This is a genomic window from Actinotalea sp. JY-7885, assembly GCF_014525465.1.
GTDB lineage: Bacteria > Actinomycetota > Actinomycetes > Actinomycetales > Cellulomonadaceae > Actinotalea.
This window is the reverse complement of the sequence record NZ_JACEXH010000013.1, coordinates 18,003-30,042: the sequence shown is the minus strand read 5'-3', so window position 1 is coordinate 30,042 and position 12,040 is coordinate 18,003. Positions and strand designations below refer to the sequence as shown.

The following is a 12,040-nucleotide window of genomic DNA, read 5'->3' as shown; positions in this document are numbered from 1 at the left end:
GCCGCGTCGAGCACGGCCTCGCGCCGCTGCCCGGCGTCGAGCCCTGTGTCCCGCACGACGTCGGTCGTCCCGAGGCCGGCGAGCACCGCCGCCGCGCGCTCGGCCGCGGCCGACGTCGTCGTCACCACGACCCGGGCGGGCCGCGCGTCCGTCAGCGCGCTGCGCTCGCCCTGGGCGAGCAGGCGCCCGCGGCTCATGATCCCGATGTGCGAGCAGACCTGCTCGATCTCGGCGAGCAGGTGCGAGGAGACCAGCACCGTCGTGCCCGCGTCGGCGAGCTCGCGCACGAGGTGGCGGACCTCGCGCGTGCCCTGCGGGTCCAGCCCGTTCGTCGGCTCGTCGAGCACGAGCAGGTCACGCGGCCGCAGCAGCGCCGCCGCGAGACCGAGGCGCTGCTTCATGCCGAGCGAGTACTGGCGGTACGGCTTGCGCGCGGCGGCCGAGAGCCCCACCCGCTCGAGCGCCGCGCCCACCCGCGCCCGCGACGTGCGCGGGTCGGCCGTCGCGTCGCTCGCGTCCAGGCGCGCGAGGTTGGCCGCGCCACCCAGGTAGGGCTGGAACGCGGGCCCCTCGACGAGCACCCCCACGCGCGGCAGGACCGCCGCGGCGCCGTCCGGCATCGGCGCGCCCAGCAACCAGGCCCGGCCGCCCGTCGGCCGCACCAGGCCGAGCAGCATCCGGATGGTCGTCGTCTTGCCCGACCCGTTGGGCCCGAGGAAGCCGTAGACCGAGCCCCGCGGGACCTCCAGGTCGATGCCGTCGACCGCGACCTGACCCGAGCGGAAGCGCTTGGTCAGGCCGACGGTGCGCACGGCGTGGTCCACGTCCGCCAGCATGACGGACCCGGTCGCCGGCGCGGTGGCCGGCGCGAGCGTGGTCGCCATCAGGCGAGGGCGCGCAGGGTGTCGGCCGGGACCGCGCCGACGAGCACGCGGCCGTCGTGGGTGACGAGCACGCTCAGCAGCGCCGAGGACAGCAGCCGCCCCTCGGGCACCTCGGTCGTGAGCTGGTCGTAGAGCGCCTGGGGGTCGAGCTCGAAGCCGCCGCCCGAGCCGTCGCCGGGCTCGAACTCCTGGAGCAGCTCCTGCGCCTCCGGCGAGCCGATCGTGCGCTCCCCCTCGGGCAGCGTCGCGAGCGCGGCGGGGTCGCCCGCCACGAGCGACGCGACGTCGACGCCGGCGACCTCGGCCACGCTCGCCCAGCCGCTGCCGTGCACGGTCACGTCCGGGTGCTCCGTCGCCACGTCCGCGTGCTCCGGCGCGTCGGCACCGGGCAGGGCCGCCTCGTCCGGCACCGGCAGCGGCACGACGACGTCGCGCTGCTGGGCCCCCGCGGGCGGCGAGAACGCGAGCACGGCGTCGTCCGGCGCGCCGAGGTCGAGGTCGGTGAAGCCGACCTCGAGGGCCGGGGCCGCGTCGTCCTGGGTGCTCCACGCCTGCACGCGCAGCGGCGTGGACGTCTCGGCGTCCACGCCGACGACCACGCGGGCGACGAGCGTGTCCTGCGTGCGCGGCGTCACGACCAGCTGGTAGGCGCCGCGGCCGGCGATCGTCGTGGTGCCGTCGACCGACACCGTCGAGGACTCCTCGGCGTACGCGAGCACCTGGGCCGCCGCCTCCTGCGGCGTCGGGAGGTCGCCGGCGACCTCGGGCGACGGTCCCGCCTCGACCTGCTGCGCCAGGGCCTCGTAGCGGGCTGCGTCCGCCTCGCTGAGGCCGTAGTGCACGACCTCGTCGTCCTCGCTCGAGTAGGTCCACGCCTCGGGTCCGTCACGGACGACCGAGTACTCCGACGTCGCACCGAGCAGGGCGACGCGCGAGCGGTCGTCGCCGTCGGTCCACACCCGCAGCGTCGAGCTGCCGCCCAGCAGCGCGATCGGGTCCGCGCCGCCCGCCTCGGCGAACGGGATCTCCGGCAGCCCCAGGCGCGCGGTGTAGACCACGGTGCCGGACAGCGCCTGCGGCTCGGCCGAGGCGACCGCTGCCAGGAGCTCCTCGGCGGTGACCTCGGGCAGGCCCTCCTCGCCCGCGGACGCGAGCAGGGGCGGCGCGGCGAAGGCGAGGGCGGCGCCGGCGGCGACCACGGCCGGGACGGCCCAGCGGCGCCGGGCGCTGCGGGGGGTGTCGGCGACGTCGGGTGCGGGAACGGTCGGCTGGCTCATGTGACCATCGTGCGCCCCGCGGCCTGAGAGGACGCTGAGAGCGCCGGCCCCGGGCCCCGGGGCCGGTGGCATGCTGCCCCCATGCGCGTGCTGGTGGTCGACGACGAGGTCGCGCTCACGCGTGCCGTGCGCCGCGGCCTCGAGGCGGAGGGCTTCGCGGTCGACGTCGCGCACGACGGCGACGCCGGGCTGGAGCTCGCGTCCGGCACCGAGTACGACGCGATCGTCCTGGACGTCATGCTGCCGCGGCGCAACGGCTACGACGTCGTGACGGCGCTGCGCGGGCTCGGCGTCTGGACACCCGTCCTCATGCTGTCGGCCAAGGACGGCGAGCACGACGTCGCCGACGGCCTGGACGTCGGCGCCGACGACTACCTCACCAAGCCGTTCTCCTTCGTCGTGCTGGTCGCTCGGCTGCGCGCCCTCGTGCGCCGCCCGGCCGGCGCCCGTCCCGCGGTGCTGACGGCGGGCCGCCTGGAGCTCGACCCCGCCGCCCGCACGGTGACGCTCGCGGGCCGGCCGGTCGCGCTCACCACCAGGGAGCTGGCCCTGCTCGAGTACCTGATGCGCCACGCCGACCGCGTCGTCGGCAAGGTCGAGCTGCGCGACCACGTCTGGGACGGCTCGGGCGAGGACCTCAACGTCGTCGAGGTCTACGTGGGCTACCTGCGGCGCAAGCTCGGCCGGTCGGCGGTGACGACCGTGCGGGGCGCGGGCTACCGGGTCGCCGGGTGAGCCCCGGCCCTCCCGGGGTGGGCGCGCCCGCCCCCCGCGGGCAGCGGCGCGGCCTGTCGCTGCGGCTGCGCCTGACGCTGCTGACGTCCGGCCTGCTGTGCGTGACCCTCGTCGTCGGCGCCGTCCTGCTGACGACCGTGCTGTCGCGCGAGCGCGTCGCCGAGCTCGACGCGGCGGTCCGCGCGCGCGCCGCGACGCTCCTGGTCCTCGTCGCCGACGACCGCCTGCCCGACCCCCTGCCGGTCGCCGAGCCGGGCGAGATCGCGCAGGTCCTCGACGCCGAGGGGCGCGTGGTGGCCACGTCGTCCACCGCCAGCCGAACGCTGCCGGTCCTGCCGCGCGACGAGCTGGACCGCCTGCGCGCCGCGTCGGCTCGCTCCGGCGCGGAGGGCGACGCGGAGGGCGACGCCGCCGAGGACGTCGGCGCCGGCGTGCGCGTCGTGGTGACCGATGCGAGCGCGTACGACGCGGCCGCGCGCGTCGCCGTCGTGCCCGCCGAGCTGGGCGGCGCGCCCGTGAGCGTGGTGGTCAGCGTGCCGCTGGCCGAGGTGCAGGGCCTCCTGCGCGCGCTCGCCGTCGCGCTGGGCGGGGTCGTCCCGCTCCTCACGCTGCTGCTCGGGGGCGTCATCTGGGTGGTGCTGGGCCGGGTCCTGGCACCGGTCGAGGCGCTGCGCCGCGCCGCCGAGCAGGTCGCGCGCACCGGCGGCCCCGGGTCCCTGCCGGTCGTGCGGGCGGACGACGAGATCGGTGCGCTCGCGCGGACGCTCAACGACATGCTCGACCGGCTGGAGGGCGCCGCCGCGCGCCAGCGGACGTTCGTCGCCGACGCGGCGCACGAGCTCCGGTCGCCGATCGCCGCGCTGCGCGCGGCCGTCGACGTCGCGCGCGAGCACCCGGGGTCCTACGCTCCGGGCGAGCTCGCCGACGAGCTCGCGGGAGAGGTCCTGCGGCTGCAGCACCTGGTCGACGACCTCCTGCTCCTCGCCCGGGTCGGCTCGACGAGCCCCGCCCGGGGCGTCGTCGACCTGCGCGGCGCGGTGGCGGACGGCCTCGCGGTGGCCCGCGCGGCGGCGCGGGACGCGGACCGGGTCGAGGTGGTCGTCGAGGGCGAGGGCCGGGCCCTCGGCGACGGGCCAGCCGTCGCGCGCGTGGTGCGCAACCTCCTCGACAACGCGCTGCGCCACGCGGCGTCGCAGGTGACGGTCACCGTCGCGGCCGGCGAGGTCGTGGTCGACGACGACGGGCCGGGCGTGCCGCAGGAGGCGCGCGAGCGGGTGTTCGAGCGCTTCGTGCGCCTCGCGGCCGCGCGCGAGCGGGACGCGGGTGGCAGCGGGCTCGGGCTGCCGATCGCGCGCGAGGTCGCGCGCGACCACGGCGGGGACGTCGTCCTGGGCGAGGCCGCGGCAGGCGGCCTGCGGGCCGTGCTCACGCTCCCGGCGCCCTGACCGGCCGCCGGGCTCAGGGCGTGGGCGCCGACTCGGTCGAGATCCGCAACGCGGCCACGAGCTCCGCGTACATGTCGTCGGAGGCCAGGAGCTCGGCGTGGGTGCCGGTCGCGCGCACCCGACCGTGGTCCATGAGGACGATGCGGTCGGCGTCGACGACGGTGGAGAGCCGGTGGGCGATCGTCACGACCGCGCCGTGGGCCGCCACGCGCGCGATGACGTCCTGGATCGCTGCCTCGGTCAGCCCGTCGAGCTGGGCGGTCGCCTCGTCGAGCAGCAGCACCTCGGGCTCACGCACGACGGCCCGTGCGAGGGCGACGCGCTGGCGCTCGCCCCCCGACAGGCTGGTGGCGGTCAGCGGGGTGTCGAGGCTCTGCGGCAGGGCGCGGACCGTCGCGTCCAGGCGCACCGCCTCGAGGGCCGCCCAGAGCTCCGCCTCGCTCGCCCCCGGGTGACGGAACAGCACGTTGTCCCGCACGGTGCCCGAGACGAGCGGGGTCTCCTGCTCCACGTAGCCCAGGCGCTCGCGGACGGTGTCGATGCTGAGCTCGTCGAACGGCACGCCGTCGAGGAGCAGCGTGCCCTCGTCGGGCTCGACGAACCGGAGCACGAGCGAGAACGTCGACGTCTTGCCCGCCCCGGACGGGCCGACCAGCGCGACGTGGCCCCGCCGCGGGACGACGAGGTCGAGCCCGTCGACCGCGGGCGCTCGGGCGCCCTCGTACGTCAGGCGCACGCCGCGCAGCTCGAGGACCGGGGCGTCCGGCGCCGTGTCGGCGCGCACGTACGCGAGCGTGCGCCCAGCGTGGACGTCCTCGACCGGGACGTCCTGCGTCTCCCGGATCCGCGCCGCCGCCGCCACCCCGGACTGGAGCTGCGTGAAGGTCTGCGTGAGCGTCGTGATCGGGTCGACGATGTTGAACGCGTAGAGCAGGAAGGCGACGAGGGTCGAGACCGCGAGCGCCCCCTGGTCGACCCGCCAGGCGCCGATCCCGAGGATCGCGATGATCGCGAGCTGGATTCCGCCGCCCGCGATCGTCCACGCACCCGCCGAGACCCACACCGCGCGGATGCTGTGCCGGGCCGACTCCCGCGCGCGGGCCACCACCGCGTCCACCTGTCGCTCCTCGGCGCGGCTCGCCTTCACGGTCCGCAGCGCGCGCAGGCTCCCCTCGAGCGAGGACCCGAGCTCGCCGACCGCGCGCTGCGCCTCGCGCTGCGCCTCGCCGATGCGCGGCAGCAGGACGGCCATGAGCAGCCCGACCACGACGATCGCCACGAGCGTCGTCAGCAGCAGCTGGAGGTCGAGCACGGCCATGAGCACGACCGTGCCGACGAGCGAGACGGTGCCGTTGACCAGCTGCACGGCGCTGGAGGAGGCCGCCTCGCGCAGCAGGAGCGTGTCCGACGTGACGCGCGTGACGAGCTCACCCGGGGACCGTCGCTGCACGTCCCCGAGCCGTCCGCGCAGGAACCGCTGCACGAGCGACGTCCGCGCGTCCAGCACGATGTGCTCCGCGAGCCGTCCCAGGAGCACCCACTGCGCGACTCCCGTGAGCATGCCCAGCAGCACGAGCCCGATGAGGAGGGCGACAGGGCCGGTCACCGACCCCGACGTGCCCACCGTGTCCAGGACGCGTTTGACCGCGAGCGGCATCGCGAGCGCGGCCGCGGTGGCCCCCAGGCCGAGCACGATGCCGACCGCGACCACGGCGCGGTGCGGCCGCACGAAGTCCCACAGCAGCCGCAGGTTCTCCCAGCGCAACGGGACGCGTGCCGCCTCCTGCGTCGCCGCGTCCCCGCTGGCGACCGTGCCCGCCTCCCGCGTGCCCGGCTCCCGCGTGCCCGCCTCCGGCGTGTCCGGCTCGCCCATGTGCCCTCCGTGGTCAGTGCGCCACCGACGGCACCGGGCCGACGGCGTCGTCCTGGTCAACGGGCGCGCCGCCCTCCTCGTTCCCGCTCGCGGGCGGGCCCGCGGGCGTGCGGAGGGCGAAGGCCGCGGGCACGGCCAGCAGCGTCAGGACGCCACCGACGAGGAACGCGGCGTGCACGCCGCCCGCGGTGGCGGCCACGACGTCCGCCCCCCGGGCCGCCAGGACCGCCCCGTGCGCGGTCATGACGGTGACGAACAGGGCCGTGCCGGCCGCGCCGGCGACCTGCTGGACCGTGCCCACCACGGCGCTACCGTGCGCGTAGAGCCGGGGCCGCAGCGACCCGAGGGACGCGGTGGACAGCGGCGTGAACATGAAGGCCAGGCCGCCGCTCAGCAGGACGTGCGCCGCGGTGAGCCGCCACGGTGCGCTCCCCTCGCCGAGCGTGGCGAACCCCCACGCCGCCGCGCTCACCACGAGGGTCCCGGGCACGAGGAGCCGCCGCGCCCCGACCCTGTCGTACAGCCGCCCGACGAGCGGCGCGAGAAGGCCCATGAGCAGCCCGCCGGGGAGCAGGAGCAGGCCCGTCTGCAGGGCCTGCAGGCCGAGGACGTCCTGCGCGTAGATGGGCAGCAGGATGATCGTGCCGAAGAGCGACATCATGCTGATCGCCATGAGCCCGACGGCGACCGAGAACGTGCCGGAGCGGAACGTGCGCAGGTCGAGCAGCGCGGCGTCGCTGCGCTGGAGCCAGACCTGGCGGGCCACGAACAGCGACAGCGCCGCGGCGCCCACGACGACGGGCGCCCAGGCGGCCAGGAGGGCTCCGCTGTCGCCCGCGGCCTCGCCGAACCGGCTCAGGCCGTAGACGATCCCGCCGAAGCCGACGGCGGACAGCAGCACGGAGGCGAGGTCGACGCGCGCCTGGCGCGGCTCGGTGAGGTTCTGCAGCAGCGCGGCCCCGAGCGCCAGCGCACCAAGGGCGATCGGCAGCACCAGCCCGAACAGCCATCGCCAGTCCAGGACCGTCAGGACGAGCCCGGAGATCGTCGGGCCGAGCGCGGGCGCGACCGAGATGACCACGCTGATGTTGCCCATCGTCCGGCCGCGCGAGGCCGAGGGCGTCACGGTCATCACCGTGGTCATGAGCAGCGGCAGCATGATCGCCGTCCCGCTCGCCTGGACGACGCGCCCCAGGAGGAGGACGCCGAAGCCGGGCGCCAGGGCGCACACCAGGGTGCCCAGGCTGAACAGGCCCATCGCGGCGAGGAACGCCTGGCGCGTCGTCACGCGCTGGATCACGAAGCCGGTGACGGGGATGACCACGGCCATCGTCAGCAGGAAGGCGGCGGTGACCCACTGGGCGGTGCCCGCCGTGATGTCGAGGTCCCGCATGAGGTGCGGCAGCGCGACGCCCATGATCGTCTCGTTGAGGATCACGACGAAGGTCGAGACGAGCAGCAGCACGACGGCGCGGCGGTCGCGCGCGCTCATGACGGTCGGCGCGTCGGTCATGGCTGCCTCCCGGTCGGCTGGGCGGTCCCGTCCGGCCAGTGTTGCTCCGGGCTCCGACACGGGTCGAGCGGTTTGCCCGGTTTCGCCGTCCGCCCTGAGCGGACGCGCCGCGGCCGTCCGGTCCTCGCTCGCGCCGCCCCTGCCCTCGCGCGTCCGCCACGGGTCGGCGATCATGGCTGCCAGGAACAGCCCACGATTTCGGGGGGATCATGGTCAGGCTCGTGACGGCCGCACGCTCGATCACCGGACCGCACCGCGCGGACAACCAGGACTCCGTCGGGTGTGGCCCGTGCTTCGCGTTCGTCGCCGACGGGGTCGGGGGCCACGCGGGCGGGGACGTCGCCTCGTGGACGGTCACGCACCGGCTCATGGCGATGCTGGCGACGACGGACCTCGCCCGGCTCGAGCTCGAGGACCTGCGCGAGATGGTCGCGCAGGCCAACGCCGACCTCGCGCTGCGAGCCGACCGCGAGCCGCGGCTGAACGGCATGGCCACGACCTTCACCGGGCTCTTCTGCGCCCACGACGAGGTGAGCGTGGCCCACATCGGCGACTCGCGGGCCTACCTCGTGCGCGACGGCGAAGGCCGTCGCGTGACGCGCGACGACTCGCTGGTGCAGGCGCTCGTGGACCAGGGCCTGGTGGACGCCCGCGACGCCCAGCACCACCCCAACCGCAACGTGATCCTGCGCTCGCTCTCCGGCGACGTCGAGGACACCGCCGGCCTGTCCCTCATGCACGTCGAGGCCCGGCCGGGCGACCGCTGGCTCCTGACGAGCGACGGCCTGACGGACTACGTCGCCGAGGCCCAGCTGCTGCGTCGGCTCGCGGACGCCGACGGTCCCGAGGAGGCGAGCGACGCCCTGGTCGAGGCCGCCGTGGCGGCGGACGCGCACGACAACGTCAGCGTCGCCGTCTGCGACGTCAGCGACGGCACACCCGGACCCGAGGACCGGCCCCGCTACCTCGGCGCGGCGGCCGACCCCGCGCAGGGGTTCCAGGGCGCCCTGGGCTGAGCGCCCGGCGCGCCGGCGACCGTCACGCCAGCCTCACGCCCGCGGCGCGGCGGCGGCGAGGCGGTCGAGCAGCTCCGCCTGCGCCGCGACGACGACGTCGCGCGCCTGCGCGAGCGGCCACCACCGCACCCGGTCGAGCTCGGGGACGGTGACCCGCCGGCCCGAGCGCGGTGGCCACTCGAGCTCGACGGTGCTCCGAGCGGGGCCCAGCCGCTCGGGGTCGAGGTCGGCGAACCGCGCCCACGCGCGCACGGTCTTGCCCGCGCGCTGCGTGACGGTGCCCAGGTCGACGTCCTCCAGCGGCGAGGTGGGCGGCGGCACGCCGAGCTCCTCCGTGAACTCGCGCAGCGCCGTGGCCCGCGGGTCCTCGCCGTCGAGCGGCTCGCCCTTCGGCACGGTCCACGCACCGGCCTCCTTGCGCGCCCAGAAGGGACCGCCCATGTGGCCGAGCAGGACCTCGAGGCCGTCGGCGCCGTGGCGGTAGAGCAGCAGCCCCGCGCTGCTCCGGCCGGCCGTCACGCGCTCAGGCGCCCGGACGGGATCCGTCCGACCCGTCGACCGGGCGGTCCTGCGCCACGTGGTCGCCGTGCGACGCGGGCGTCGGTCGGTCGCGCCCGTCGTGCCCGGGGTCGGCGCGGCCGTGGTGGCCGTGCCCGTCGTGGGGCGTCGCCCGTCACCGGGCACGTCGGGGTCGAGCGCGTCCGCTCGGCGCAGCCGCTCGTCGACCTCGGCGCGGGCGCTCGAGACCTGCTCGGAGCGCTGGTGCGCCTCGGCCTGCAGGCGAGCCGCCTCGGCCGCGCGCACGTCCGCGTCGGCCTGCGCCATGCGCGCCTCGGCGTCGACCTTGGCGGCGGCGGCCTCGCGCTGCTGCACCTCGATGCGGTCGGCCTCGGCCTTGCGTCGCAGCTCGTGGGCCTCCACCCGCTTGGCCTCCTGCGCCTTGCCGCGGCGGCCGCGCAGGGCGAGGAAGAGCACGAGCAGGAGTGCGACCACCACCACCGCGACGATGACCCAGGTCCGTGTGCTGTCGTCCATGTCGTCTCCTCGATCCGCACCACTGGTCCTCGGCGGCCGGGCGGCGCCCGACCCGCCTCGTGCAGCCCCGATCCCACTCCCCCGGCGTCAGCCCCGCAACCGGAGGCGGCCTCTCGCCGCGGACCGACCGGCGCGCGCGCGGGTCGTCAGGAGCCGAGCCTCACCGCCGCGAGCGCGACGTCGTCGCCCGGCTGCTCCGGCAGGACGCGGTCCAGGACCGCGTCGCACACCGCCTCGAGGTCGTCCGCCGCCGTCTCGCGCAGCACGGTGACGAGCCGCGCGAGACCGACGCCGTAGCGCTCGCCGCGACGTTCGACGAGGCCGTCGGTGAACAGCAGGAGCGTGGAGCCGGGCGGCAGCACGGCGACGTGCTGGCTCCGCGTGCGCAGGGGGTCGACGCCCAGCAGCAGGTCGGGCCGCACGCCGTCCGCGGCCCCGAGCTCGCGCACCTCGCCGCCGGGCAGGACCACCAGCGGCGTGGGGTGCCCGGCGCTGGACCAGCGGAGCACGACGCCGTCGGGCGTCGCGCCGTGGTCCTCGACCTCGGCGACTAGCGCCGTGGCCATGAGGTCGAGCTCGAGCGTCCGGAAGGCGGTGTCGAGCCGGCTCAGCAGGTCCGCCGGACCGCCGCCCGTGGTCGCCGCGATGCCGCGCAGGAGCGAGCGCGCCTGGCCCATCGCGGCCGCCGCCTCGATGTCGTGCCCGACGACGTCGCCGATGACCAGGCCGAGGACGCCGGGACGGACCCGGAACGCGTCGTACCAGTCGCCGCCCACCCGGGCGGCGCGCGCGGCGGGCTGGTACCGCACGGCGATCTGCAGCCCGTCGACCTGCGGCGGCTCGGTCAGCAACGAGCGCTGGAGCCCTTCGGCGACGCGGCGTTGCTGGGCGTACAGGCGCGCGCTGTCCAGCGCCAGGCCGGCGCGGGCGGCGACGTCGGTGGCGGTCCGCAGGTCCTCCTCGAGCGAGGACGCGTCACCGGCGCGGCGCCCCGTCACGTCGTAGAGGCTCAGGAGCCCCAGGACCCGGCCCTTGGCCACGAGCGGCAGCACCACGACGTCGGTGGGGGCGAGGCGCGCGAGCGCCTCCCGCGCCTCGGCCGAGCCGAGGAGCGCCGTGATCTTCTCGGTGGCGTCACCGCGGACGACCACCGGATGCGCGCTCTCGAGCGCGCGCGCCACGGGCGACGACGCGTCGATGGTGCCGAGCCGCAGGGCGGCGTACCGCTCGACGGAGGCGCGCTGCTCCGGGTCCTCGTGCCACGAGCCGACGTCGCGCAGGCGCCGCCAGGCGGGCCCGCTGGCCTCGCGGTCCACGAGCGTGACGATGCACCACTGCGCGAGCGTGGGCACCACGACGCGGGCCAGCCGCCCCACCGCCTCCACGGGGTCGAGCGTGCTGGCCAGCTCCGAGGCGACGTCGGCGAGGAGCGCGCTGCGCGCCATCGCCTGCCGCAGGCGCTCCTCCGTCTCGCGGCGCGCCGTGATGTCGTGGAAGTACACCGACAGCCCGTCGGGGTCGGGCCACGCGCGCACGTCGTACCAGCGGTCGAGCGGCGCCGGGTAGAACTCCTCGAACGACGTCGGCACGCCCGACGCCATCGCGCCGCGGTACCGCTCCTCGAACGCGGAGCCGACGGCGTGCGGGAAGAGCTCCCACAGGACGCCCCCGAGGAGCCGGTCACGCGGCGCGCCGAGCACGCGCTCGGCCTCGGCGTTGACGTAGGTGAAGCGGAAGCCCCGGTCGAGCGAGAAGAAGGCCGTCGACATCGACTCCAGGACGCGGCCCACGCGCGCCTCGCCCTGGCGCCTGCCGGTGCTGTCGTACGCGGCGCCGATGACGCGCGCGGCGGCTCCTGACGGGCCGGCGAGCGCCCGGCCGCGCGCCTGGACCCACCGCAGGTCGCCGTTCGGGCGCACCACGCGGTACTCGGCCGCGTACTCACCACACCGCTCGACCGCCTCGGCGAGCGCTCCCGTCACGCGCGCGAGGTCGTCCGGGTGCACGCGACGGTGGAAGCCCTCGATCGTGCCGTCGAAGCCCCCGTCCCCGACGCCGAACACCTCGCGGAGCTGCGCGTCCCACGCGAGCTCGCCCGTCGCGAGGTCCCAGTCGAACGTGCCGATCCCGGCGGCGACGACGGCGAGGTCCGAGCGGATCCGGGTCGCGGCGAGGTCGACGAGCGCCGCGTCCACCGTGGCGTCGGCCGCCTCGTCGTCGTTCACCAGCACCCAGGCCTCCGGACGGCTCGCGCGAGCCCGT

General features: G+C 76.6%; 9 protein-coding genes. 3 read left to right on the top strand and 6 right to left on the bottom strand.

The window, feature by feature from the left end:
- The coding region (locus IDM29_RS02715) for an ABC transporter ATP-binding protein (protein WP_223147891.1) at positions 1 to 836 on the bottom strand (836 nt) is incomplete at its 3' end.
- Between the two features lie 47 nt (positions 837 to 883).
- Positions 884 to 2,161: a hypothetical protein gene (locus IDM29_RS02710; RefSeq protein WP_182113380.1), complete on the bottom strand. Its 1,278-nt coding sequence runs from the start codon at positions 2,159 to 2,161 to the stop codon at positions 884 to 886.
- An 81-nt stretch (positions 2,162 to 2,242) separates the two neighbouring features.
- On the opposite strand from IDM29_RS02710, the gene IDM29_RS02705 reads away from it, so the two are divergent.
- Together IDM29_RS02705 and IDM29_RS02700 are read left to right on the top strand one after the other, a co-directional pair.
- Complete coding sequence (locus IDM29_RS02705) at positions 2,243 to 2,896, top strand: response regulator transcription factor (RefSeq protein ID WP_182113379.1); 654 nt, start codon at positions 2,243 to 2,245, stop codon at positions 2,894 to 2,896.
- Entirely contained in the window at positions 2,893 to 4,341 is a 1,449-nt protein-coding gene (locus tag IDM29_RS02700) for an ATP-binding protein (protein ID WP_255491789.1), read from the top strand. Before IDM29_RS02705 ends, IDM29_RS02700 begins: the two co-directional genes overlap by 4 nt.
- Before the next feature lie 13 nt (positions 4,342 to 4,354).
- On the opposite strand, the gene IDM29_RS02695 is transcribed toward IDM29_RS02700, so the two are convergent.
- Positions 4,355 to 6,214, bottom strand: coding sequence for an ABC transporter ATP-binding protein (locus IDM29_RS02695; protein WP_188037181.1), 1,860 nt, complete (start codon positions 6,212 to 6,214; stop codon positions 4,355 to 4,357).
- A gap of 13 nt (positions 6,215 to 6,227) precedes the next feature.
- Positions 6,228 to 7,727, bottom strand: coding sequence for an MDR family MFS transporter (locus IDM29_RS02690; RefSeq protein ID WP_255491788.1), 1,500 nt, complete (start codon positions 7,725 to 7,727; stop codon positions 6,228 to 6,230).
- 221 nt (positions 7,728 to 7,948) lie between these two features.
- On the opposite strand from IDM29_RS02690, the gene IDM29_RS02685 reads away from it, so the two are divergent.
- Positions 7,949 to 8,743, top strand: coding sequence for a PP2C family serine/threonine-protein phosphatase (locus IDM29_RS02685; RefSeq protein WP_182113376.1), 795 nt, complete (start codon positions 7,949 to 7,951; stop codon positions 8,741 to 8,743).
- A gap of 33 nt (positions 8,744 to 8,776) precedes the next feature.
- Here IDM29_RS02685 and IDM29_RS17585 read toward each other — a convergent pair whose 3' ends face one another.
- The gene (locus tag IDM29_RS17585) at positions 8,777 to 9,778 is read right to left on the bottom strand and encodes an NUDIX domain-containing protein (RefSeq protein WP_309232666.1); all 1,002 of its coding nucleotides are present in this window, start codon (positions 9,776 to 9,778) and stop codon (positions 8,777 to 8,779) included.
- Positions 9,779 to 9,924: 146 nt separating this feature from the next.
- Positions 9,925 to 12,009, bottom strand: a complete 2,085-nt coding sequence (locus tag IDM29_RS02675; RefSeq protein WP_255491787.1) for a SpoIIE family protein phosphatase — start codon at positions 12,007 to 12,009, stop codon at positions 9,925 to 9,927.
- Between the last annotated feature and the right edge of the window lie 31 nt (positions 12,010 to 12,040).

Excerpts from the sequence above, each read along its gene's own strand:
- IDM29_RS02695 (WP_188037181.1), bottom strand. The coding sequence starts at position 6,214 with ATGGGCGAGCCGGACACGCCGGAGGCGGGCACGCGGGAGCCGGGCACG.
- IDM29_RS02690 (WP_255491788.1), bottom strand. The coding sequence starts at position 7,727 with ATGACCGACGCGCCGACCGTCATGAGCGCGCGCGACCGCCGCGCCGTC.
- IDM29_RS02705 (WP_182113379.1), top strand. The coding sequence starts at position 2,243 with ATGCGCGTGCTGGTGGTCGACGACGAGGTCGCGCTCACGCGTGCCGTG.
- IDM29_RS17585 (WP_309232666.1), bottom strand. The coding sequence starts at position 9,778 with ATGGACGACAGCACACGGACCTGGGTCATCGTCGCGGTGGTGGTGGTC.
- IDM29_RS02710 (WP_182113380.1), bottom strand. The coding sequence starts at position 2,161 with ATGAGCCAGCCGACCGTTCCCGCACCCGACGTCGCCGACACCCCCCGC.